Source organism: Schumannella soli (assembly GCF_006517435.1).
Lineage (GTDB): Bacteria > Actinomycetota > Actinomycetes > Actinomycetales > Microbacteriaceae > Schumannella > Schumannella soli.
This window is the reverse complement of record NZ_VHQG01000003.1, coordinates 65,191-87,510: the sequence shown is the minus strand read 5'-3', so window position 1 is coordinate 87,510 and position 22,320 is coordinate 65,191. Positions and strand designations below refer to the sequence as shown.

At 71.8% G+C, this 22,320-nt stretch carries 18 protein-coding genes and 1 tRNA gene; 11 read left to right on the top strand and 8 right to left on the bottom strand.

The genetic code is table 11. The features are described 5' to 3' along the window. Positions 1 to 507: 507 nt before the first annotated feature. The gene (locus tag FJ657_RS12680) at positions 508 to 1,458 is read right to left on the bottom strand and encodes a cytochrome b/b6 domain-containing protein (RefSeq protein WP_255447326.1); all 951 of its coding nucleotides are present in this window, start codon (positions 1,456 to 1,458) and stop codon (positions 508 to 510) included. Between the two features lie 168 nt (positions 1,459 to 1,626). On the opposite strand from FJ657_RS12680, the gene deoC reads away from it, so the two are divergent. From deoC to FJ657_RS12645, 7 genes are all read left to right on the top strand, one after another. Further along, positions 1,627 to 2,634, top strand: coding sequence for a deoxyribose-phosphate aldolase (deoC, locus tag FJ657_RS12675; RefSeq protein ID WP_141164090.1), 1,008 nt, complete (start codon positions 1,627 to 1,629; stop codon positions 2,632 to 2,634). 20 nt (positions 2,635 to 2,654) lie between these two features. Next, positions 2,655 to 4,289: an aldehyde dehydrogenase family protein gene (locus FJ657_RS12670; RefSeq protein WP_255447325.1), complete on the top strand. Its 1,635-nt coding sequence runs from the start codon at positions 2,655 to 2,657 to the stop codon at positions 4,287 to 4,289. Beyond that, on the top strand, positions 4,286 to 5,146 hold the full coding sequence (locus tag FJ657_RS12665; protein WP_141164089.1) for an aldehyde dehydrogenase family protein: 861 nt from the start codon (positions 4,286 to 4,288) through the stop codon (positions 5,144 to 5,146). Before FJ657_RS12670 ends, FJ657_RS12665 begins: the two co-directional genes overlap by 4 nt. 190 nt (positions 5,147 to 5,336) lie before the next feature. Further along, positions 5,337 to 5,408 (top strand) — tRNA-Gln (locus FJ657_RS12660). Between the two features lie 104 nt (positions 5,409 to 5,512). Continuing rightward, positions 5,513 to 6,400 carry a helix-turn-helix transcriptional regulator gene (locus tag FJ657_RS12655; protein WP_141164088.1) on the top strand — a complete coding sequence of 296 codons (888 nt, stop codon included), beginning with the start codon at positions 5,513 to 5,515 and terminating at the stop codon, positions 6,398 to 6,400. Between the two features lie 333 nt (positions 6,401 to 6,733). Next, the gene (locus FJ657_RS12650; RefSeq protein ID WP_141164087.1) at positions 6,734 to 7,792 is read left to right on the top strand and encodes an iron-siderophore ABC transporter substrate-binding protein; all 1,059 of its coding nucleotides are present in this window, start codon (positions 6,734 to 6,736) and stop codon (positions 7,790 to 7,792) included. A gap of 59 nt (positions 7,793 to 7,851) precedes the next feature. Then, entirely contained in the window at positions 7,852 to 10,032 is a 2,181-nt protein-coding gene (locus tag FJ657_RS12645; protein ID WP_141164086.1) for an iron ABC transporter permease, read from the top strand. A 27-nt stretch (positions 10,033 to 10,059) separates the two neighbouring features. Here FJ657_RS12645 and FJ657_RS12640 read toward each other — a convergent pair whose 3' ends face one another. Then, positions 10,060 to 10,881, bottom strand: a complete 822-nt coding sequence (locus FJ657_RS12640) for an alpha/beta fold hydrolase (RefSeq protein WP_219995927.1) — start codon at positions 10,879 to 10,881, stop codon at positions 10,060 to 10,062. 20 nt (positions 10,882 to 10,901) lie between these two features. Here FJ657_RS12640 and FJ657_RS12635 point away from each other — a divergent pair, with 20 nt between their 5' ends. Further along, positions 10,902 to 11,711: a sulfite exporter TauE/SafE family protein gene (locus FJ657_RS12635; protein ID WP_141164085.1), complete on the top strand. Its 810-nt coding sequence runs from the start codon at positions 10,902 to 10,904 to the stop codon at positions 11,709 to 11,711. Between the two features lie 9 nt (positions 11,712 to 11,720). Here the strand turns inward: FJ657_RS12635 and FJ657_RS12630 are convergent, their stop codons facing one another. The 3 genes from FJ657_RS12630 to FJ657_RS12620 all read right to left on the bottom strand — a co-directional run bounded on the left by FJ657_RS12630 (position 11,721) and on the right by FJ657_RS12620 (position 14,640). Beyond that, a complete protein-coding gene (locus tag FJ657_RS12630; protein WP_141164084.1) occupies positions 11,721 to 12,590 on the bottom strand; it encodes a DUF4352 domain-containing protein in 870 nt (289 codons plus the stop codon). Between the two features lie 101 nt (positions 12,591 to 12,691). Continuing rightward, positions 12,692 to 13,327 carry an MBL fold metallo-hydrolase gene (locus FJ657_RS12625; protein WP_141164083.1) on the bottom strand — a complete coding sequence of 212 codons (636 nt, stop codon included), beginning with the start codon at positions 13,325 to 13,327 and terminating at the stop codon, positions 12,692 to 12,694. Between the two features lie 80 nt (positions 13,328 to 13,407). Then, positions 13,408 to 14,640, bottom strand: a complete 1,233-nt coding sequence (locus FJ657_RS12620; RefSeq protein ID WP_141164082.1) for a hypothetical protein — start codon at positions 14,638 to 14,640, stop codon at positions 13,408 to 13,410. A gap of 166 nt (positions 14,641 to 14,806) precedes the next feature. On the opposite strand from FJ657_RS12620, the gene FJ657_RS12615 reads away from it, so the two are divergent. From FJ657_RS12615 to FJ657_RS12605, 3 genes are all read left to right on the top strand, one after another. Beyond that, a complete protein-coding gene (locus FJ657_RS12615; protein ID WP_141164081.1) occupies positions 14,807 to 15,733 on the top strand; it encodes a diacylglycerol/lipid kinase family protein in 927 nt (308 codons plus the stop codon). A 76-nt stretch (positions 15,734 to 15,809) separates the two neighbouring features. Beyond that, entirely contained in the window at positions 15,810 to 16,082 is a 273-nt protein-coding gene (locus tag FJ657_RS12610; RefSeq protein WP_255447324.1) for a type II toxin-antitoxin system TacA family antitoxin, read from the top strand. After that, a complete protein-coding gene (locus FJ657_RS12605) occupies positions 15,989 to 16,591 on the top strand; it encodes a GNAT family N-acetyltransferase (RefSeq protein WP_369407409.1) in 603 nt (200 codons plus the stop codon). The genes FJ657_RS12610 and FJ657_RS12605 overlap by 94 nt, the downstream gene beginning before the upstream one ends. Before the next feature lie 65 nt (positions 16,592 to 16,656). Here the strand turns inward: FJ657_RS12605 and FJ657_RS12600 are convergent, their stop codons facing one another. From FJ657_RS12600 to FJ657_RS12590, 3 genes are read right to left on the bottom strand one after another with little or no spacing between them, the layout of a single operon-like run. Then, on the bottom strand, positions 16,657 to 18,504 hold the full coding sequence (locus tag FJ657_RS12600) for a glycoside hydrolase family 35 protein (protein WP_141164079.1): 1,848 nt from the start codon (positions 18,502 to 18,504) through the stop codon (positions 16,657 to 16,659). Beyond that, positions 18,501 to 20,282, bottom strand: a complete 1,782-nt coding sequence (locus tag FJ657_RS12595) for an amylo-alpha-1,6-glucosidase (RefSeq protein ID WP_141164078.1) — start codon at positions 20,280 to 20,282, stop codon at positions 18,501 to 18,503. Before FJ657_RS12595 ends, FJ657_RS12600 begins: the two co-directional genes overlap by 4 nt. Next, a complete protein-coding gene (locus FJ657_RS12590; RefSeq protein WP_141164077.1) occupies positions 20,279 to 22,192 on the bottom strand; it encodes a hypothetical protein in 1,914 nt (637 codons plus the stop codon). Before FJ657_RS12590 ends, FJ657_RS12595 begins: the two co-directional genes overlap by 4 nt. Between the last annotated feature and the right edge of the window lie 128 nt (positions 22,193 to 22,320).

Below are 22,320 nucleotides of genomic sequence, written 5' to 3'. Positions count from 1 at the left end.
GGGACCTCGTGGGAGAGTAGGACACCGCCGGACTTCTTTCGAAAGAAGCCCACCCGTTTTCACGGGTGGGCTTCTTTTGTTTAAGGCGCCGTCGAGGCGGCCCGCAGCCTGGTTCGATGAGCGGCCTCATGATCTGGTCCCGTCGACTGGTCCGCGCCGCCTGGTGGCGGGCGCACACGCTGTCGGCCGGTGTCTTTCTCGGCGCGGGATCCCTCATCGGTTTCGAAGCGCTCGCTCTCGTCGTGGGGTTCTCAACCGCGTGGCCCGTCCCATCCCATCCCGTTGGTCGTGGCCGCGCTAGCTCTCGTGTACTGGCTTCGGCGGCTGCTCATCAGGCGCCCGTACCCGAATGAGCCAGACCTTCCGCCATGCCGTCAGGGGACGACTGGAGCGCGCCGGCGACGGTGATCGACGGGGTGTTCTGCGGTCCGGAGCCCGGTCTCGCAGAAGTCGCTACTCGTGCGGCAGCTGCCCTGAGCGCCGCTGGCGCCGGTCCCGCAGAGCGCGTTACGGCTTCTTCGGGGCCGGCATCTCGCGCACGTTGCCGGCGCGCTTCGCGATGGCGATGACGCGACCGGGGCCGAAGAGGAACCAGGCGCCGACCGCCAGCAGCAGAGAGACGACGAAGACGATCAGGCCGATCGCATCCGTGGCATCCCGCGCCGCGTACATCGTGTTGAGGTTGCGCAGGGCACCCGTGGTGAGCACGAGTCCCACGTGCACGATCGTGAAGACCACGAAGTACCAGAGCACGAGGGCGTGGATGCGACGGGCGAACAGGTCGCCGAGAACGCCCGAGGCGCGCTTCCACGCCGCAGGCCATCCGGGAGAGAGGCGCAGGCCGGTCAGCAGAGCGAGAGGCGCCGCGAGGAACACGGTCGCGAAGTAGCTGAGCTGCTGCAGTCCGTTGTAGTTGGTCCAGCCGTGGTGCACGGGCCACTCGAGCGAGAGGTACTGCACGCCTGCGGATACGGCGTTCGGCACGACGTCCCAGCTGAGCGGGACGATCCGCATCCACTGCCCCGTTGAGAAGAGCAGCACGACGAAGACGATGCCGTTCAGCACGAACAGCGAGTCGACGACCAGGTGCCACCAGACGTGGATGCTGAGCCGGGTCGGCTTCCCCTTCAGTTTCGGGAAGCGCTCGGGATCGCGGGTGAAGAACGCCGGCGGGCGCTGCTTGGAGCGGATGCGCAGCCCCGAGGCCACGATGAAGATCAGGAAGAACGAGTTGAGCGCGTGCGACCAGTTGAGCCAGGCCGGGAAGCCGATCGGCGTTCCGGCGGCCGGGAGCACCTCGCCCGGGTAGGCCGCGAGGAAGTCGGTTCCGGTGGCGGTTCCCCGCCACCAGCGCGCGGCGACGATGGCGACCACGAGCACGACGACGGCCACGGCAGCGGTGATCACCACGGTGCGAACCGGCCAGCCGAGAACACGGCGGGGCTCGGGGTGACTCACCCGCACGAATCTACCGGGTGGCGCGCACGGATCCCGCGCTCGACGCCCTGCCGACGCGGTCCTACGGCGCAGGACGACGCACGACGCCGCTGACCGATCGGCCCGGGCGTGACATCCTGGAACCCCGTGCCTCGCGCTGTCGCGTGCACGGAAGAGAGGACGACTGGAATGACCATGGAGCGAGCCGTCGCCCCCGCGCAGCGCGCGGTCGACATCCTCGGCGGCGACGTGAGCGAATCGGCCCTCAAGGGCTACCTCGACGGCCTGCCCGGCGTGGATGCGGTGGGCCTCGAGCAGCGGGCAGCCGGCCTCGGCACCCGCTCGATCAAGACCAGCTCGAAGAAGTGGGCGCTGGACCGCATCATCGAGCTCATCGACCTGACGACGCTCGAGGGCGCCGACACCCCCGGCAAGGTGCGCTCGCTCGTCGCGAAGGCGCTCGTGCCCGACGCGAGCGATCTGACGACGCCGCGCGTCGCGGCGGTCTGCGTCTACGGCGACATGGTGCCGCACGCGGTCGAGGCGCTCGGCGCCGCCCACGGCGACCCCGACCAGGGGCTGGTCAGCGTGGCGGCGGTCGCGACGGCGTTCCCGAGCGGACGCGCGTCGCGCGCGGTCAAGCTGGCCGACACCCGGGATGCCGTGGCCGCCGGCGCCGACGAGATCGACATGGTCATCGACCGCGGCGCCTTCCTCTCGGGGCGCTGGGGTCAGGTCTTCGACGAGATCGTCGCCGTGAAAGACGCCTGCCGCAAGGCCGACGGCAGCTACGCCCACCTCAAGGTGATCCTCGAGACCGGCGAGCTCAACACCTACGACAACGTGCGCCGCGCATCCGTGCTGGCGATCCTCGCCGGCGGCGACTTCATCAAGACCTCGACCGGCAAGGTCAGCCCGGCGGCGACGCTGCCGGTAACGCTGCTCATGCTCGAGGTCGTGCGCGACTGGCACCGCTGGACGGGCGAGAGGATCGGCGTGAAGCCGGCCGGCGGCATCCGCACCTCCAAGGACGCGATCAAGTACCTCGTGACGGTCGCCGAGACGCTGGGCGAGGAGTGGCTCGTGCCGCACCTGTTCCGCTACGGCGCCTCGTCGCTGCTCAACGATGTGCTGCTGCAGCGGCAGAAGCTCGCGTCTGGCCGCTACAGCGGCCCGGACTACGTGACGATCGACTGAGACCAGCGGAGATACGGACAATGAGCTTTCTCGAGTACGCCCCGGCGCCGGAATCGACGTCGGTCCTCAAACTGAAAGACGCCTACGGCCTCTTCATCGACGGCGAGTTCGTCGACGGCAGCGGCGCCCCCTTCGACACCATCGCACCCGCGACGGGCAAGAAGATCGCGACGGTGTCGACGGCGGATGCGGCCGACATCGACCGCGCGGTCGCCGCGGCCCGCCGCGCCTACGACACGACCTGGTCGCGCCTCAGCGGTCGCGACCGCGGCAAGTACCTGTTCCGCATCGCGCGGCTCGTGCAGGAGCGCGCCCGCGAGCTCGCCGTGGCCGAGAGCCTCGACAACGGCAAGCCGATCAAGGAGACGCGCGACTTCGACATCCCGACCGTCGCGGCGTGGTTCTTCTACTACGCCGGATGGGCCGACAAGCTCGACCACGCCGGGCTGGGACCCGCCCCGCGCGCGCTGGGCGTGGCCGCGCAGGTCATCCCGTGGAACTTCCCGCTGATGATGCTCGCGTGGAAGATCGCACCGGCGCTCGCGGCCGGCAACACGGTCGTGCTGAAGCCGGCCGAGACGACGCCGCTCACGTCGCTCGTGTTCGCCGAGATCCTGCAGCAGGCCGACCTGCCCGCCGGCGTGGTCAACATCGTGACCGGCGCGGGGGAGACGGGCGCGGCGCTCGTCGCGCATCCGGGCGTCGACAAGGTCGCCTTCACCGGCTCGACCGCCGTCGGCAAGCGCATCGCCCAGACGATCGCCGGCCAGGGCAAGAAGCTCACGCTCGAACTCGGCGGCAAGGGCGCGAACATCGTGTTCGACGACGCCCCGATCGAGCAGGCCGTCGAGGGCGTCGTGAACGGCATCTTCTTCAACCAGGGCCAGGTCTGCTGCGCCGGCAGCCGTCTGCTGGTGCAGGAGAGCATCCACGACGAGTTCCTCGACCGGCTCAAGCAGCGCATGCGCACCCTGCGCGTGGGCGACCCGCTCGACAAGAACACCGACATCGGCGCGATCAACTCGGCCGAGCAGCTGCAGCGCATCACCGCGCTGACCCAGGCGGGGATCGCCGAGGGCGCCGAGGCGTGGAGCCCCGAGTGCGAGCTGCCGAGCGAGGGCTTCTGGTTCCGCCCGACGATCCTCACGAACGTCGCCACCTCGAACACGGTTGCGCGCGACGAGATCTTCGGACCGGTGCTGTCGGTGCTGACCTTCCGCACCCCCGCCGAGGCGGTCGCGAAGGCGAACAACTCGCCCTACGGCCTCTCGGCCGGCATCTGGAGCGAGAAGGGATCGCGCACGCTCGCCCTCGCCGACAAGCTCAAGGCCGGCGTCATCTGGTCGAACACCTTCAACACCTTCGACCCGACCTCGCCGTTCGGCGGGTACAAGGAGTCGGGCTACGGCCGCGAGGGCGGACGCCAGGGCATCGGCGCGTACCTGCAGGCGGCGGATGCGCCGGCTCCGGCGCGCGCGCCGGGTGAGCTCGGCGCTTCCGGTTCGGCCGGCGCGGGCAGCGCTGCCGGTGCTGCCTCCTCGGTCGCCCAGCGCGTCGCGAAAGCCGTGACCAAGCCCGCCGCATCCAAGTCGCCGGCTGCCAAGGCCGCCGCTGCCAAGCCCGCGAAGACCTCGACCCGGAAGGCCGCCAAGTGACCCGCCTCGCCGTGCCCAAGACCTACAAGCTCTACCTGGGCGGCAAGTTCCCGCGCAGCGAATCGGGTCGCACCTTCGAGGTGCGCACGCCCGCGGGGGAGTTCCTCGCGAACGCCGCCCTCGCCTCGCGCAAGGACGCCCGGGATGCGGTCGTCGCCGCCCGCGGCGCCGTCAGCGGCTGGGCGGGCGCCACCGCCTACAACCGCGGCCAGGTGCTCTACCGCGTGGCCGAGGTGCTCGAGGGGCGTCACGCGCAGTTCGTCGACGAGATCGTGCAGCAGGAGGGCGTCTCGCGCGCCGCCGCGACCGCGCAGGTCGACGAGGCCATCGACCGCTGGGTCTGGTACGCGGGCTGGACCGACAAGTTCGCCCAGGTCGCCGGCAACGCCAACCCGGTCGCCGGCCCGTACTTCAACATCTCGGTTCCCGAGCCGACGGGCGTCGTGGCGATCGTGGCGCCGCAGGACAGCTCGCTGCTCGGCCTGGTCAGCGCGATCGCCCCGGCCCTCGTGACCGGCAACACGGTCGTCGTGGTGGCGAGCGAGCGCTTCCCGCTGTCGTCGATCAGCCTCGCCGAGGTGCTGGCGACGAGCGACCTGCCCGGCGGCGTCGTCAACGTGCTCACCGGCTCGCCGGCCGAGATCGCGCCGTGGCTCGCATCGCACCAGGACGTGGACGCGCTCGACCTCGTCGGCGCAGGCGACCTCGACTGGGTCGCCCTCGAGCAGGCGGCCGCGGAGAGCGTCACGCGCGTCTCCTGGCCCGAGCAGGGGCCGGATGCGGCGGCGCCGTCGCTGGAGCGCATCCGCCAGTTCACCGAGACCAAGACGGTGTGGCACACGAAGTCGCTGCTGTAGCCCAGCCCGCGAGAGTACGTGCTTTACGCCCCTCGCTCGGAGCGTCGCGCCGCACAGTGCGTCCTCTCGCGGAGCCCGGTCGGACGGACGGGCGACGCGCCCGGACCGACCGCGGGACCAGGCGAGTGGTCAGAGCGGGCTCGTGCGTAGGGTAGAGTGATTCCTCGGTCCGGTCCTTCGGGAACGGCCTTGGGGTATGGTGTAATTGGCAACACGGCGGTTTCTGGTACCGTTGTTCTTGGTTCGAGTCCAGGTACCCCAGCTTTTCGAAGCCTCGTTCTTCTTCCTCAGCCTCGGCAGCGTCGGGGATTTTTGTTGCCCGGGTGCGGGCTGGAGCCGCGTCGACGGCGCTCTACACTCGGGCGCATGACCACCCCGCCGCGCTCGCCGCGGAGTCGTACTTCGGTGCGATCCGATTCGGGTGAGGCGCGGGGATCATGGGCGCGGGAGCCCGGCACTGAGGTGCGGGCGTTCACGGCGACGGACGTCGATCCGCCGGGCGGGGAGGCGACGCCGCGGGTGATCCGCACCGGGTCCGAAGTGGCGGACGTCCCACTCGAATGGGCTCCGCACGCGCACTCGATGCATGAGCTCGTGTGGGTGCGCGGCGGCACGATGACCTCGCGCGTCGGGGATCGGGTGTTCACCGTCGCGGAAGGGCGCGGGCTGTGGATGCCGGCGGGCGTCGAGCACGCCGGTCGGCTGACCGCGGGCGGCGAGCTCTTCGACGCGTTCTTCGAGGTGGGGACGACGCCCGGCGATGTCGCGCGGCGGCTCGGCGGCGACCGCGCGCGCGAGATCGAGATGACGCCCGTGCTCGAATCGCTGCTGCTGCACCTCGCGCGGCCCGACCTCGAGCCGGCGGCGCGGGCGCGCGCCGAGGCGGTGGTGTTCGACGTGATCGAGCCGGCCGCGCATCCGCTCGCTCTGGCGGTTCCGCAGGACGCGCGCATCGCGCCGATCGTGACGGCACTGCTCGACGATCCGGCCGACGCGCGCGGGCTCGAGGACTGGGCCGCCGAGCTCGACGCGAGCGAGCGGACCATCACGCGGGCTTTCCGGCGGGCGACGGGGCTCTCGTTCGCGCAGTGGCGGCAGGCGCGGCGGGTGCACCACGCGCTGCTGCTGCTCGCCGAGGGCGGCGACGTGAACTCGGTCTCCGACGAGCTCGGATACGCCCAGGCGAGCACCTTCATCACCGCGTTCCGTCGGGTGATCGGCGTGACGCCGGGCGCCTTCGCGGCACGCCAGTGAGTCGAGCCGCGGTCCGGCGTTCACGGGGAGTGGTGGCCGGAATCGTGGATCGGGTGTCGGATGGACCGGGTTGCTGACACGGCGGCGCGCGACCTAGGGTGTTCGAGGCAAGGTAAGCCTTACCTGATCTGAGACGAGGACCTCGCCGTGTCAGCACCCATCGACGGGAGCCGGCGTCGCGCGCACCACAGCAGCGCACGACGAGCGGCGAACGGACCGGCGACGCGGAGCAGCATCCGCTCGCCGGCGCCGGAAGGTCGGAAGACCGGACCGCCGCGCCGATCGCGATCAGGACAGCGCCGTGCCACGCATCCACCCGAGAGGATCCACCCCATGACCCGACTGCGCCTGCTCGCCGCGGCCGCCACGGCCGCGGCCGTCGCGCTCGCTCTCAGCGCCTGCGGCACCACGACCGTCGCCGACGCCGGCTCCGACGCGCCCGCGAAGCCGACCACCGCCGAGTGCAAGGCCGACACGACGACGACCGACACCGGTCCGGTCACGATCACCGACGGCGTCGGTCGCACCGTCGAGCTCGAGCACGCCGCGAAGCGCGTCGCCGTTCTTGAGTGGCAGCAGATCGAGGATGCGCTGACCCTGTGCATCACGCCCGTCGCCATCGCCGACCCCGAGGGTTACGCCACCTACGTCACTGCCGAGCCGGTTCCGACGGGTGTGAAGAGCGCCGGCACCCGCGAGGAGCCCGACCTCGACGCGATCTACGCCCAGAAGCCCGATCTGATCATCGTCGAGGCCTTCAGCGCCGATGACGAGAAGGTCACCCGCCTGCTCAAGCGCGACGTGCCCGTGCTCGTGACCAAGGGGTCGGACACGAGCGATCCGATCGGCAACATGAAGAACGTGTTCTCGACGATCGCGAAGGCCACCGGACGCACCGAGCGCGCCGAGGCGGTGCTGAAGCAGTTCGACGAGCACCTCGCGAAGGCGAAGGCGAAGGTCGCCGACGTGTCGCTGCCGACCAAGAAGTTCCTCTTCTTCGACGGCTGGATCGAGGGCGGCAACGTCGTCATCCGCCCCTACGGCCAGGGCGCGCTCTTCACGGCGCTCGGCGAGGAGCTCGGACTCGAGGGCGCCTGGACCGACGACATCGACAAGACCTACGGCTCGGGCGGCGTCGACCCGGCTTACGGACTCGGCCAGACCGACATCGAGGGACTGACCGCCGTCGGCGACGCGAACCTGTTCTTCTCCAACGACGAGACCGACGAGAGCTACGTGCCCGAACTCGAGAAGAGCCCGATCTGGACCGCGCTGCCGTCGGTCAAGGAGAAGCGCGCGCACGCGTTCCCGGCCGGCGTGTGGGGCGCGGGTGGTCCGAAGTCGAACCAGCTCGCGATCGACGCTTACGTCGACACGATCCTCGGTTCCTGAGCGCCGCGGCCGCGGGTGGATGCCGGTGGCCCGCCTGAACACGGAGTGATGACCACCACGTGACGTCGACCTTCGAGCGCGATGCGCCTTCCGGCACCGAGTCGGAGGGCGCATCGGCGCGTCCGGATGAGGCGCTCGTCGCGGCCGATGCGGCCGATGCGGCCAACGCGACGAGCGCGCGCCCCCGGCTCGGCCTCCGCGGCGGCTCGGCCGGCGCGCTCGTGCTCGTCGGACTCGCGATCGCTGTCGTCGTGGTCGGCGCCTGGCACCTGACGCAGGGCACCTCGGGCATCGGCCCGCTCGACCTGCTGCGCCTGGCGACGGGGGCGAAGGAGACGGTCGGCGGGGTTCCGGTCGAAGACGTGCTGACCGGCTCACGTCTGCCGCGCCTGCTCGCCGGCGTCGCCGTCGGCGTCGCGCTCGGCGTCGCGGGCGCGCTGCTGCAGTCGGTCACGCGCAATCCGCTCGCCTCGCCCGACACGCTCGCGGTCACGGCCGGCTCGTACTTCGCGGTGTCGGCCGTCGCGGCGTTCGGCATCAGCATCCCGCTCTGGGCTTCGGGCGCCGTCGCCTTCATCGGCGGGCTGCTCGCCGCCGCGGTGGTGCTCTCGATCGCCGGGGCGGGCGCGGCGACGGCGACGACCCGGCTCATCCTGGCCGGCTCGGCGATGGCGATGGCCCTGGACGCGGCCAGTGCGGTGCTGCTGATCCTGTTCAAGGAGAGCACGACCGGGCTGTTCGCGTGGGGGAGCGGTTCGCTCGCGCAGCTCAATCTCGACGCATCGCTGCGCGCGGCGCCGCTCATCGCCGTGGTCGTCGCGGTCGGCATCCTGCTCGCGCGCCGACTCGACCTGCTCACGCTCGGCGACGACGCGGCCGCGTCGCTCGGCGTTCCGGTGCGCTCGACCCGGGTGATCGCGGTCGTCGGAGCAGTGCTGCTGACGAGCACCTCGGTCACGGTCGCCGGCCCGATCGCGTTCGTCGGGCTCGCGGCGCCGGTCGTGGCGCGCCTGCTCGCCGGGCGCATCCGCTCGCTGCACCGGCACGTGCTGTTCCTGCCCGTGTCGGGGCTGCTCGGGGCGCTGCTGATCCTGCTCGCGGATGCGGTGGTGCGGGCGATCCTCGGCGCCGAGGGCGCCACGGTGGTGCCGACCGGGGTGCCGACCGCGCTGCTCGGGGCGGTCGTGATCGTGCTGCTCGCGCTGCGCATCCGGGCCGCGTCGGCCGCGCGCACGCCGCCCCAGGCGAAGCTGCGGGCGCGTACGCGTCGGCGCTTCGTGGTGATCCTCGTCGGAGCGGCGGTGCTGGTCGTCGCCGCGGTCGTGCTCGGCGTGCTCGCGGGCAGCCTGTGGCTGAAGCTGGGGGATGTCGCGCTCTGGCTGCAGGGCGCCGCACCCGACCTGATCGCGCACGCGCTCGATGAGCGGGTGCCGCGCGTGCTCGCGGCGCTGCTCGCCGGCGCCGGGCTCGCGCTCGCCGGAACGGTCGTGCAGAGCACCGTGCGCAATCCGCTGGCCGAGCCGGGCGTGCTCGGCATCAGCGCCGGCGCGGGCCTCGGCGCCGTGATCGTGGTCACGTCGCTCGGGGGCAGCCGACCGCTGCTCGTGCTCTTCGCCGTCGTGATCGGCGTCGCGACCTTCGCCGCCGTCGCCCTGCTCTCGGCACGCGGAGGGCTGCAGCCCGAGCGCTTCGTGCTGGTCGGCATCGGCTTCGGCTACGGGCTGAGCGCGCTGACGACGTTCCTGCTGCTGCGCTCCGACCCGTGGAACACGCCGCGCATCCTCACCTGGCTGTCGGGCACGACGTACGGGCGCGAGTTCGTCGACGTGCTGCCGATCGCGGTCGGGCTGGTCGTGGCGGTGCCGCTCGTGGTGGGCCTGCGTCGCCGGCTCGACCTCGTCGCGATCGACGACGACACCCCGCGGCTCATGGGCGTGCAGGTCGGCCGCACGCGTCTGCTGCTGCTCACCATCGCGGCGCTTCTCGCGACGCTCAGCGTCGTCGCGGTCGGCGTCGTCGGCTTCGTCGGACTCGTGGCGCCGCACCTCGCCCGCGCTCTCGTCGGCGCGCGGCACGGGCGCATCATCCCGGTCTCGCTGCTCTTCGGCGCGCTGCTCGTCTGCATCGCTGACACGCTCGGACGCACCGTGATCGCGCCCTCGCAGATCCCGGCCGGGCTCGTGATCGCGCTGATCGGGGCGCCGTACTTCGTCTGGCTGCTGCGGCGCACGCGCGCCTGAGATCTCGGGTGCTGCGCGCGGGCGGCGTCAGCCGCCGGCGAGGAACTCCCGGATCAGCGTCTCGACCAGCGCGGGGCGGTCGGCGACCACGTCGTGCGTGGATCCGGGCACGATCGCGAGCTGCGCGCCCGGGATCGAGGCGGCGATGAGCAGGCTGTGATCGACCCGCACCGAGTCGCGGTCGGCCGAGAGGATGAGCGTGCGCGCGGTGATCGCGGCGAGCGAGGCCGGGTGGATGCGCGGCTGCTCGGTCCAGAGCTTCACGAGCTTCGCCATGACCACGTCGCCGTGCGCGGGGCCGTCGGGGGAGAGGCGGTCGTAGTGCCTCCGCTCGGCGTCGCGCTGCGGAGCGGCGGATGCGGCGCTCGAGCCGTCGGTCTCGGTCTCGGCGGTTGCGGATGCGGCCGGCGCCGCCCGTTCCCGCAGCACACGCGCCCCCGCCGGGGCGTCCGGCGCATCCACCGCGAAGCTGAAGCCGGAGTAGTCGAGATTCCCGCTGATCGCGACGAGGGAGCGCACGCGGCGGGGCTGCTCGCGCGCCAGCAGCAGGCCGAGGATCGCGCCGTCGCTGAACCCGACGACATCCACCTCCTCGAGCGCGTGCGCGTCGAGGTAGGCGATCAGCGAGGCCAGCGCGACGTCGTAGGAGTAGTCGCCGGCGACGTCGGCCGTGCGACCGTGCCCCGGACGCTCGTAGGCGAGCACGCGACGCCCGCCGGCGACGAGCGCGTCGCCCTGCGCCCGCAGGTGCTCGAGCGAGCAGAAGCCGCCGTGCAGCAGGAGGAGCGGGTCGCCCGAACCCGCGACCTCCTCGTAGAGGTCGTCGTCGCCGATCCGCAGGTAGCTCACGGTCTGACAGGCTAGCGACGATGCCCGATACGCCCGCTCCGCTCGCCCCCGCCGTCTCGCCCGCGCGCCACTGGATCGGCCTGCTCGCCGTCGGCCTGATCGGCGGCTTCCTGTCAGGCCTCTTCGGCGTCGGCGGCGGCATCATCATGGTGCCGCTGCTCACCACGATCGTCGGCTTCGACCACCGCCGCGCCGCCGCGACCTCGCTCGCCGCGATCGTGCCGACCGCGATCGCCGGAACCGCGAGCTACGCCGCGGGCGGCCAGGTGCAGCTCATCGCGGCGACGATCATCGGCGTCGGCGGCATCATCGGCGCCCAGATCGGATCGCGGCTGCTGCGACGGCTGCCGCTCGGCTGGCTGCGCTGGCTCTTCGTCGCGCTGCTCGTCGTCGTCGCCGTGCGCACCCTGATCGAGGTGCCGTCGCGCGGCGGGGAGTTCGCGATCACCGGCCCGAGCGTCGTCGGACTCATCGCGCTCGGGCTCGTGATGGGGATCGCGTCGGGGCTGTTCGGCATCGGCGGCGGCATCCTCGTCGTGCCCGTGCTGATCGCCGTCTTCGGCGCGAACGACCTGCTCGCGAAGGGGACCTCGCTCGCCGCGATGATCCTCACGGCACTGTCGGGCACGATCGCGAACGTGCGGGCCCACCTGGTGCGTCCCGCGGAGGGCCTCGTGCTCGGCGTCGCCGCGGTCGCGTCGTCGTTCGGCGGCGTCGCGCTCGCCTTCGGACTGTCGCCGATCGTGGCGAACGTCCTGTTCGCCCTGCTGATCGCCTTCTCGGCGGTGCAGATCGTGATCGCCGCGCTGCGGGACCGCCGGTCGCGCTAGGTCGACGGCTCAGCCGATCGTCGCCGACGAGAATCCGGAGGCGACGTGAACGGTGAGCTGATCCGGCGCGTCCGTCGAGTAGGCCAGCAGGAAGGTGGCGCTGCCGCCCGCATCCAGCTCGCCGGTGTGGCCGGCGTCGATCCCGGCGCGGCGGTCGAGGAGCGGCGTAGCCGCCACGCCGTTCGCGGACGCCGAGAAGAGCAGATCGAGGTCGGCGGCCTTCGTGCCGGTGTTCGTGACGGTGACGGTCATCACCCGCTGAGCGGCCTGGTCGTCGCCGATGGCGCGACGGGTGGGCGTGTAGTCGGCGGGCTGTGACACGGTCACATCGAAGCCGCCGACGTGCACCGTCTGGCCGAAGGCGGGCGACGCGACGGGCTGCGCCTCGGCGGTGTCGCCCGTGACCGACGCGGCCGTCGTCGTGTCGGCGAGAGCGGATTCGCTCGGGATCGGCGCCGAGGTGTAGCCGAAGATCAGGGCCAGAGCGATGGCCGAGAACGAGAGGGTGGCGCCGAACAGCGCGACCGCCTCGCCGCGACCGCGGCGGCGGGTGAGCACGATCAGCCCGGCGATGATGCCGACGAGACCGGCGCCGGCGGCGACGATCATCGTGCCCTGCATGGCCGACATCACGGCCGCGATCGAACCGAGCCCGAGCGAGAGGGTCGCGAAGGCGACCGGCGGCAGACCGCCGCGGGGAGCAGATCGATCGAGGGCGGCCGCCTCGGCGTCATCCGCCAGGCTCACGCCGGCGACGCCGCCGTTCGCGTGACGCAGAGCGGAGACCGGCGCCGCATCGGCGGCGGGCGCGGCCGGCTCGAGCACGGACGCGACGACGGAATCCACGAGGGATACCGCCGAGGTGTCGAGTGTGCTCATGGTGCCCACCCTGCCCCTCGCGCGCGGGCGGGATCAGTCCCAATTCGAGCGCGCCCCTTTCGAGGGACGGGCTTTCCGCTGCCGCCGACCGCGGCCCCGGATCAGAGCTCGATCGACTCACCGGGCTGCAGGACGAAGGCCTCGCCGCCGACCTGCGCCACCATGTCGGCGATGCGGGTCTCGGCCATCGACTTGCCGGCCTGCGAGTTGATCATCTCGTGGATGGGGAAGGTGCGCTTCGGCTTGACCTCGAGCACATAGTCCATGAACTCGGCCGCCTTCAGCCAGGGCGCGCTCGACGGCACGGCGAGCACATCCACCGGCTCGTCGGGGATCGTGAACGAGTCGCCCGGGTGGAACAGCGTGCCGTCGACGAGCACGGCGACGTTGTCGATTTGCGGGATCGACGAGTGGATGATCGCGTGGCGTCCGCCCTCGAACTTCAGCGTGAACGGCCCCACCTCGACGGTCTCGCCGGGTCGGGCGATGATGACGTCGAATCCGGTCGCCGCCAGCGCGACGGCCTCGGTCGAGTAGACCGGGATGCCCTCGTTGAGCTCGAGGATGCGCTCGACCTGCTGCTGCGTCCAGTGATCAGCGTGCTCGTGGGTGATGACGATGCCGGCGACCTTCGTCAGGTCGAACAGCGGAGTGGTGAACGAACCCGGGTCGATGACGAGCTTCTCGTCGCTCTTCTCCAGCACCAGGCAGGCGTGCTCGTACTTCGTCAGCTTCATGCCGCCGACGCTAGCGCGCGCGGCCGACGCGGATGCGGTGCGCGCGGTGCGTGCTCAGGATGGCGCGGTCTGCCGCCGGCTCAGGACCGCATCCAGCGCCGCAGGTCGAGCGCGACGACCCGGCGACGCCCGGGCCACTCGCTGTGCGTCCAGAGCCGGCGGCGGTCGGGGTCGACGGCGATGTCCTCGGGGCCGGAGGGCAGCACCTCGCGGTGGCGGACGAAGCCGCCGACGATCTCGAGCTCGGCAGCGCGGTCATCGGCGGCGGCGCGTCGAACCGCGCCGTCGCCGACCCCGCCGACCCAGAGGTCGCCGCCGCGCCGGTCGCCGTTCGTCGAGGTGAGGAACCAGGTGCCGTCGACGACGACCGCCCCCTGCAGTCCGCGCAGCCCGGGCTGGTGCACGTCGTCGATCGGGATGCGGTCGGGTTCGTCGTCGGCGCCGCAGCCGTCGAGCAGGGCGTCGGCGTCGAGCGGGATGCGGAGCAGGCGCCCGCCCTCGGGGGTCGAGCTGAACTCGCCGGCGACGAGGAAGGCGCCGGCGGTGCCGGTGCCGGTGCCGCCGTCCGCGGTGCCGCCCGGCTTCCCGCTCTCGAGCGAGATGAAGGAGAAGCGCAGGCGGCCGCGCGCCCCGAGCGAGGAGTAGGAGCGGTGCTGCGGCAACACCAGCCGGTGTCCGAAAGGCAGCCGTCCGGCCGCCCAGGGGATGCCGGCTCCGGCGCGGCCCGATCCGTCGAGGAGCAGCAGATCGCCGAGCCGGAACTCGCGCAGCCCGCCGCTCGCCGCGGCGACCAGAAGTCGATCGCCCGTGAACGCGATGCCGCCCGCGTGCACCTCGACCGGCTCGAAGCGCACGCCGCTCGGGGCCGCCTCGTCGACGACCGCGTGCACGAGCAGCACGTTCCAGTAGCGCGGGCGCCGTACATCCAGGTCGACGATGCTGAGCCGCGATCCCTGACTGGCGCCGCGCCGCTTCTGCGCGAACCAGCTGACGAGCAGCACGCGGCGTCCCTCGTGGCGGATGACCTCGATGCCCTGCGGCCACCAGCGTTGACTCCGGTCGTCGAGCCACTGCCAGCGGAGGGTGTGCGTCGCGGCCGGAGCGGTCGAGCGGATGCGCGACATGCGCCGCGGGCGGGGGAGGCCGTCGCTGCGGCGCCACCCGAGTCGGGCGAGCAGCGCGCTCGCGCCCGCCGCCTGACGTCCGGAAGCGAGCAGCCCGTCGAGCCCGAGCCGGGTGTGCGCGGCGAGCAGGCGGTCGCGGGCGTCGTCGTCGGCGATCTCCCGCCGCAGTCCGTGCCGCACCTGAGCCACGCGACGAGCCTAGGGCGGGCCGCCGTCGCGGACCCGGCCGTCGAGCGGGCGGTGCGCATCCACTCGGCGAACGCGCATGCGGGATGCGTCGATCGAGCGGCCGCGCCCCGCACTGGGGGAGCGCGCCGTCTCGGAGCGGACGCGGCGTTCTGCCATGATGCGAGGCATGCCGCGCGACGACGACCGTCCGCGACGCGTCGTCGTCGCGATCAACCCGAGTGCCTCGTTCGGCGCGAAGTCGACCGTGGGCCCCGCCCTCGTGGCGACGCTGCGCGCCTCGGGTCACGACGTCACGTCGTTGACCGAGCCCGACTTCGAGCAGCTGATCGCCTCGGCCGAGCGTGCGATCCGGTCGAAGCCCGACGCCTTCGTGGTCGTCGGCGGCGACGGCATGGTCAACCTGGCCGCGAATCTGCTCGCCCGCACGAAGGTGCCGATGGGTCTCGTGCCGTCGGGCACCGGCAACGACATGGCGCGCGGGCTCGGCATCCCGCACGACGATACCGAGGCGGCCATCCGCCACCTGGATGCGGCGCTGAAGCGCCCGCCCCGCACGATCGACGCCGCTCTGATGCGCTTCACCGACGCGAAGACGGGCACCGCGACCGAGAAGTGGTTCGCTTGCATGCTCAGCGCCGGCTTCGACGCGATCGTCAACGAACGCGCCAACAACATGCGCAACCCGAAGGGGCCGAGCCGCTACATCCTGGCGATGCTGATCGAGCTGCTGAAGCTCAAGCCGATCCGCTACCGCCTCGAGATCGACGGACGCCCGCTCGAGACCGCCGCGAGCCTCGTCGCCGTCGGCAACGCGATCTCGCTCGGCGGCGGCATGAAGCTGACCCCCGACGCGCAGGTCGATGACGGCGTGCTGGATGTCGCGGTCGTTCAGCCCCTGTCGCGCCTCGGCTTCCTCAAGCTCTTCCCCTCCGTCTTCAAGGGCACGCACGTGCGCGACAAGCGCGTCGCGATCTACCCGGCGAAGCGCGTGCGCATCGAGGCGGATGTGGTGGCCTACGCCGACGGCGAGCGCGTCGCCCCGCTCCCCATCGACGTCGAGGTGGTGCCGGGCGCCCTGCGCGTGCTCGCGTGACCCGCAATCCCTGCTCGGCGGCCGGCGCGCAGCTGACGCGCGCATCGTACGGAAGATTGCCGTACGCTCGAATGCTATGGCTGCCATCAAATCCGAACGACTCGAATTGCGGCTCACCGGTGAGCAGAAGTCCGAGATCGAGCAGGCTGCGGCACTCTCCGGCCGCTCGGTGACGGACTTCTCGGTGACGGCACTCGTGCGCGAAGCCGAGGAGGTCATCCGGGTCGAGCGCGACCTCCACGTGTCTCCGGAATCGTGGGACGCGTTCAACGCGATCCTCGATCGTCCGGCGAAGCCCGTGAGCGGACTGGCCGATCTGCTCCGTCGCCCGAGCGCTTTCACCGAGTGAGCTCGTTCGAGCCGCCACGCGCGATCGTCGCGGGGGATCGATTCGTCACCTTCGACTGCGGCCGGCAGCCGCTCGATGAGTGGCTTCGATCGCGGGCGCTGCGGAACGAGGTGACGGGAGCCTCGCGCACTTTCGTCACGGTCGAGCGGGATTCCGGCGATGTGGCCGGGTACTACTGCTTGTCGGCCGGTTCGCTCGCCCTCGACGAGGCGGTCGGTCGCGTCCGGCGCAACATGCCGTCTCCCATTCCGATCATCCTCATCGGTCGGCTCGCGGTGGATCGGCGATTCGCCGGTCGCGGACTCGGCGCCTCGCTTCTGCAGGACGCGGTGCTCAAAGGTCTCGAGGCGTCGCGCATCATCGGCGCGCGGGCGTTTCTGGTCGATGCCCTCGACGATTCCGCCGAGAGCTTCTATCGCAAGTTCGGCTTCGAGCTGATGCCGCCCTCGTCCAAGCGCGCCATGTACCTGCTCGTGGCCGATGCCGAGGCGACTGTCGCCGCACTCTGACTGGAGCGTCGGACTTTCGATCCGAAGTCCGACTCTGCGTGCCACCTGGCCGAACGATCCGCGCGTCAGGCGTCGACCCAGCCGAGGTCGGCGTCGGGGACGAAGCGCACCTGCGCGGCGGGGGCCGCATCGAGCTCGAGCACGAGGATGTCGTTGAGGCCGGCACGGAGCACGGGCCCGGGCACGACCAGGGTGCGCTGCGGCCCGCGCGACCAGTAACGGCCGAGGCAGAAGCCGTTGACCCAGACGATGCCCTTGCCGAGGGTGCTCGTGTCGAGGAAGTGATCCGGGCGCGAGGCATCTGCCGGGGCTTCTTCGAGCTCGATGGTGCCGCGCGCGAAGGACGGGCCCGCCAGCGGGCGGAGGGCGGCGCTCGCCGCGTCCGCGTCAACGGGCCTGCCCGACGCGCCTGATTCGTCTGACTCGCCTGACCCATCAGGCCGGCGCGCCCCATCCTCGCCTCCGAGCTCGCGCAGCGCCGGCTCGCCGAGCACCCGCGTCGTCCAGCCGAGCAGCTCCTCGCCGTCGAGATGAGCCCCGCCGATCACGCCCTTGTCCTCGCCGATGCGCGGGCCGTAGTTCACGCGGCCCTGGTTCTCGACCAGCAGCTGCAGGCGGGTGCGGATGGGCGGCACGGTCAGGGCGCGCTGGTGGTGGTCGCGTGCGATCACGCCGACCACGACGTCGTCGACGATCACGTGCACCCGGTCGCGCACCTCGCCGACGGTGAGCACCGAGGCCGCGGCGGTGCGGATGCTCGTCTCGTGCAGCAGGAATGCCGCATCCACCGTCACCTGCGACATGGTCGGCAGCGCGCCGGTCGCGGCGATGGCCGGCAGGGACGCGGCGGCGTCGATCATCGAGCGCGACCGTGTGAGCGGGATGTGCCCGGTCGCCGGCTCGACCGACGACGGCGGAACCTCGTCGGGCAGCGTCGTGTAGCGCCCCAGCACCTCGCGGAACGCCCAGTACTTCTCGGTCGGCCGACCCGCCTCGTCGAGTGGCGCGTCGTAGTCGTAGCTCGTCGCGATCGGCTGGAACAGACCCTTGTCGTTCGCCCCGCTCGTCAGGCCGAAGTTCGTGCCGCCGTGCAGCATGTACAGGTTCACCGAGGCGCCCGTGGCGAGCAGCGCATCCAGGTCGGCGGCGGCGTCCGCGGCCGAGGTGGTGTGGTGCGGCTGGCCCCAGGAGTCGAACCAGCCGTCCCAGTACTCCATGCACATGAGCGGACCGGTCGGCTGGTGCTCGCGCAGCGTCGCGAGCCGTTCCGGGGAGCGCGATCCGAAGGATGCGGTGCGGTGCAGGCCGGGGCGGGATCCGCGGTCGAGCATGTGCGGCTGCGGCTGATCGACCGTGGTGAGCGGCACGGTGATGCCGGCCGCGCGGGTCAGCCGGGTCAGCTCATCCAGATAGTCCGCGTCGTCGCCGTAGGCGCCGTACTCGTTCTCGACCTGCACGAGCACGACAGGACCACCGGCATCGATCTGCCGTGGCGCGACGATCGCGAGTGACCGTGCGAGGTAGTCGCCGACCGCGGTGAGGAAACGCGGCTCCTGTCGGCGCACTCCGACGTCGGGATCGCTGAACAGCCAGGCGGGGAGCCCGCCGCCGTCGAGCTCGGCGCAGATGTACGGCCCCGGGCGCACGATCGCGTGCATGCCCTCGGCCGCGATCTCGTCGAGGAACCGCGCCAGATCGAGCGCGCCCTCGTCGAGCCAGACTCCCGGTTCGGGGGAGTGCTGATTCCAGGCGATGTAGGTCTCGATCGTGTTGAGGCCGAGCAGCCGCGCAGCCCGGATGCGGTCGCGCCAGCGGTCGGGGTGGATGCGCCAGTAGTGCAGCGCTCCCGACAGGATGCGGTGCGGTCGCCCGTCGAGCAGGAAGTCGTGCTCGCCGATCTCGAAGCGGGTCATGCGCGGACCGCCGCGCTCGCCGTGGTGTCGGCGTCGGCGTCGACGCCTTCCGGCGCCCCGATCGTGTCGAGCAGCACGAGCAGCACCGACGCCGTCCAGGTCATCGAGCGGTCGCGCAGCCCGGCGCCGCTCAGCGCGTCGAAGTTCTCGGCCATGCCCTCGGCGGCGCAGGCGGCCGCGAAGTCGCGCGCGATGCGCTCGGCGAGATCCGCTCGCCCGCCGCGGCGCAGCCCGTCGACGAGCAGCAGCGTCGTCGGCGCCCAGACCGGGCCGCGCCAGTAGCCGTCGGGGTCGTAGTCGGGGCTCGACGGCGGCTCGGTCGCCGGGCCGACCGCGGTCAGGTAGCCGTCCTCGATGAGGGTCGCGACCGCCGCATCGAAGACCTCCGTCGGCAGCAGCTCGCCGAGAGCGAGCGGCATGAGCGTGAGCAGACTCCGCGAGGGGATGCGCTCGCCGCTGAGCGTGTGCCGCGCCGCGAAGCGCTCCCCGGTCCAGAAGCCGTCGACGAGCAGCGCGACCGTCGCCGCGGCGCGCTCTCGCCGGAGCGCCGCCTCATCCGGCCGACCGAGTCGTCCGGCGATGCGACCGAGCGCGGACTCCTGCAGCGCCAGGAAGGCGAGCAGGTCGGGGCTCTGCACGGGCACGCCCTCGCCGAAGACGGTCGAGTTGTCCCAGCCGGAGTCGTTGCCGTGGTTGTAGGAGGGGATGCGGTCACCGCGGTAGTCGCGCTGCTCGCGCCACCACGTCGTCCAGCGTCGCAGCGGCGACTCGAGCGCGGCGAGCTGGCCGTCGCTGACGGCGTCGTGATCCATCAGCCAGGAGACGGTCCAACCGTGGATGGGCGGCTTCGCGAAGTTGAACTGCACGCCGGCGTCGTCGATGTGGTCGGGCAGTCCGCCGTGCTCGTCCTGGTGGTCGAAGATCGTCAGCAGCTGGTCGACCGCGGCTGTCGGGTCGCGGCGCAGGGCCATCGCGTTGAAGCAGTGGTCCCAGCTCCAGATGTGCGCCATCCGGTTCTTCGACATCAGCATCGACTCGCGGCGCAGTGCCCCGCCGGCGGGGACGAGCGCCGACCACGTGACGTAGGCGGCGAGCCGTGCGGTCGGCTCGAAGCGCGGGTCGTGCGCTGCGGGGGCTCCGTGCCGCTTCCACCAGCGGTCGAAGTCGGACTCGGCCGAGGCGACGGCGTCGTCGAAAGAAGCCCGGGGCGACGCGAGACCGAGTTCGCCGCTGCTCACCGCGACCGCCGGGTTCGCCGCGGGCGCGCTGCCGAACTCGTCGATCACGAGCAGGGCCGGGCCGTCGGCGGCCGACACCTCGAGGCGTCCGTCGGTGCTGCGTTCGACGTCCCACCCGCTCGCGAAGCGGGCCTCTCCGGTCAGCAGCTCGAGACGGTAGTTGCGCACGGCGCCGCTGTCGATGAAGCGCCAGGCGCTCTCGCTCTCGGCCAGCACGACGTCGTAGCGGTCGCGCACCGCGAAGTCGATCGTGAGGGTGCCGCGGAGCACGCGGATGAGCGCGCGGCCGGAGCCCGTCAGCGTCAGCTCGACCTCGGCGGTCGCGCCGTCGCGCAGCAGCAGCCTGCCGGCGTTCACCTCGACGCCCGGCAGCAGCGCATCCCCGACGCGCAGCCGCAGGATCTCGCGATTGCGCACGCCGCCCCGCACGGTGCGCAGGTACACGCCCGCGACCGGCTCGTCGAAGGCCGAGACGGCGAAGAACGACCCGCGGATGCTGAACGGCGTGCCCGTGATGTCGACGGGCAGTGCGGCGCTCACGCGGCGTCCGGCAGCGGCAGCAGGACCGAGGCCCCGGCGGCGAGCTCGACGGTCGTCTGCGCGGTCGGCGCGCCGACGACCCCCATCGCGCCGGCGATCGCCGACAGGTCGACCCGGAAGCTCCGTGCCTCGTCCGCCAGATTGCGCAGCTCGAAGCCGGCGTCGCTCAGCGTCCAGCTCAGTCGGTAGGCGTCCTGCTCCAGCGTGATCGTGCCGTGGTCGCTCACGCGCGGCGCGATGATCAGGTCGGCGTCGAGCGCCGGTCGCACGCCGAGGTACTCGTTCACGAGCACCCACGCGAACACGCAGGGGTACTCGTAGTAGTGCGCGGCTCCGTGCCAGGGCGTGCCGTCGATGTAATAGACGTGATTCATGTCGTAGCGCTCGCCCATGATCCAGGCGTCGTCGCGCCCCTGCCGGGCGACCGTGTCGAGCTGCGTCCGCAGGGTCGCGCCGTCGCCGCGCCACGACCAGTAGGCCGCATCCCAGCTCCAGTAGCGGCCCGCGGCGCAGAGGTCGTAGGGTCCGCCGTCGCCGATCTCGCTCGCGGTGTAGTCCTGAACCCGTGCCGACAGGAACGTCGGGAAGCGCTGGAACTCGGGCCGCTCGCGGTCGACCAGCTCGGCGACGGCGCGGGTCTGCGCCGCTTCCGCCTGGCCGAAGAGGGCCGGCAGCACGTTGGCGAGCAGGTGGATGTGGTCGTGCACGACGCCCGAGCGATCGACCCAGTCGGTAAAGCGGCCGGCATCCTTGTCCCAGTAGCCGACCGGGAGCGGAGCGACGAGCGCGCTCGTCAGCTCGGTCGCCCGGGCACGGTAGTGCGCGCTGCGCTCGCCGCGGTCGAGCAGCTGCTCGAGCTCGGCGAGCAGCTCGAAGGAGCGGATCGCGAGCGAGGCCGACATGGTCTCGCGGCCGTCTTTGATGACCTGGTCTTCGTAGTAGACGTCGCTCCAGAGTCGGCCGAGCGGGTCGAGGCAGCTCTCGACGAGCGAGGTGGCGCCCTCGAGCTCGTGGATGTGCGCGGCCAGCCAGTCGAGGTCGCGGGTGCGGGCGATGTACATCCGCACCGACTCGATCACGGCGATGTTGCCGGTGGCGAGGAACATCTCGGCGTTCTCGCGCCCGTCGGCGCTGTTGCGGCGCACGTGGTACTCGCGATCGCCGTCGGGCTGCACCGCGCAGGGGTCGCGCCAGAGACCGGTCGGGTCTTCGCGCATCAGGCGCAGCTGCAGCTCGATCATGCGGCGCACGACGTGCAGGTCGGCGCGGTCGCCCCAGGCGAGGCGTCCCTTGATCTGGAACTCGTGGTCGACGTCGGGGTAGGTGCCGAGGTACTTGTCGGCGAGCGTGCTGATCACGTAGCCCGCGGCGTCAGGGTAGTCGGCGGCGACCGTGCGTTCGACGACGCAGGGCACCATCGTGTCCCAGTAGAAGCCGGCCGCGGCATCCGCGAGCAGCTCGCCGCCGGGGATGTCGAGGGCGAAGCGTGCTCCGGTCACGTCGGCGTGCGGGCGGGCCCGGTGCCGGATGAGACGGGCCTCGCGGGCGGCGATGCGCACCACCCAGCCGTCGGCGTCCGGAACCGCCTCGATCGCGGCACCGGCACCGGCACCGGCACCGGCGCTGTCGCCGCCGTCCGCTGTCTGCAGCAGCCAGGCGGGCTCCCCGCCGAGCGCATCGGCGGGGAGCAACCAGGCCGTGCCGCGGCCGCTCAGAGTGCGACCGGAGTCGTCGCTCGGCAGCACGAAGAGCTCGTCGTGACCGTCGAGCAGCACGACCGACCCGCCGCTCACGCGCAGCTCGATGCCGGGCACGTCGTCGGGGGCGGTGACGGACCAGGTGCGCTCGTCGCGCGGGGTCAGGATCGCGCTGGTCGCGGGGAGCCGGGTCGGCTCGGCGGTCTGCTGCATCGGTGGGGCACTCCTTCGTGTTCATGCTCGCGATCGCGACGCCGGCTCGATCTCTCGTCGCTTGCCAGTTCGCGAATCGCTCGGTTACAGTTTGCAAACTTCGGTTGCAAGATTGCAAGCCGAACGGC

Bases quoted from the DNA above. Each gene is read 5' to 3' on its own strand.
- FJ657_RS12610 (WP_255447324.1), top strand. From the start codon at position 15,810: ATGGCTGCCATCAAATCCGAACGACTCGAATTGCGGCTCACCGGTGAG.
- FJ657_RS12670 (WP_255447325.1), top strand. From the start codon at position 2,655: ATGAGCTTTCTCGAGTACGCCCCGGCGCCGGAATCGACGTCGGTCCTC.
- deoC (WP_141164090.1), top strand. From the start codon at position 1,627: ATGACCATGGAGCGAGCCGTCGCCCCCGCGCAGCGCGCGGTCGACATC.
- FJ657_RS12630 (WP_141164084.1), bottom strand. From the start codon at position 12,590: ATGAGCACACTCGACACCTCGGCGGTATCCCTCGTGGATTCCGTCGTC.
- FJ657_RS12635 (WP_141164085.1), top strand. From the start codon at position 10,902: ATGCCCGATACGCCCGCTCCGCTCGCCCCCGCCGTCTCGCCCGCGCGC.
- FJ657_RS12655 (WP_141164088.1), top strand. From the start codon at position 5,513: ATGACCACCCCGCCGCGCTCGCCGCGGAGTCGTACTTCGGTGCGATCC.
- FJ657_RS12600 (WP_141164079.1), bottom strand. From the start codon at position 18,504: ATGACCCGCTTCGAGATCGGCGAGCACGACTTCCTGCTCGACGGGCGA.
- FJ657_RS12625 (WP_141164083.1), bottom strand. From the start codon at position 13,327: ATGAAGCTGACGAAGTACGAGCACGCCTGCCTGGTGCTGGAGAAGAGC.
- FJ657_RS12590 (WP_141164077.1), bottom strand. From the start codon at position 22,192: ATGCAGCAGACCGCCGAGCCGACCCGGCTCCCCGCGACCAGCGCGATC.
- FJ657_RS12615 (WP_141164081.1), top strand. From the start codon at position 14,807: ATGCCGCGCGACGACGACCGTCCGCGACGCGTCGTCGTCGCGATCAAC.
- FJ657_RS12650 (WP_141164087.1), top strand. From the start codon at position 6,734: ATGACCCGACTGCGCCTGCTCGCCGCGGCCGCCACGGCCGCGGCCGTC.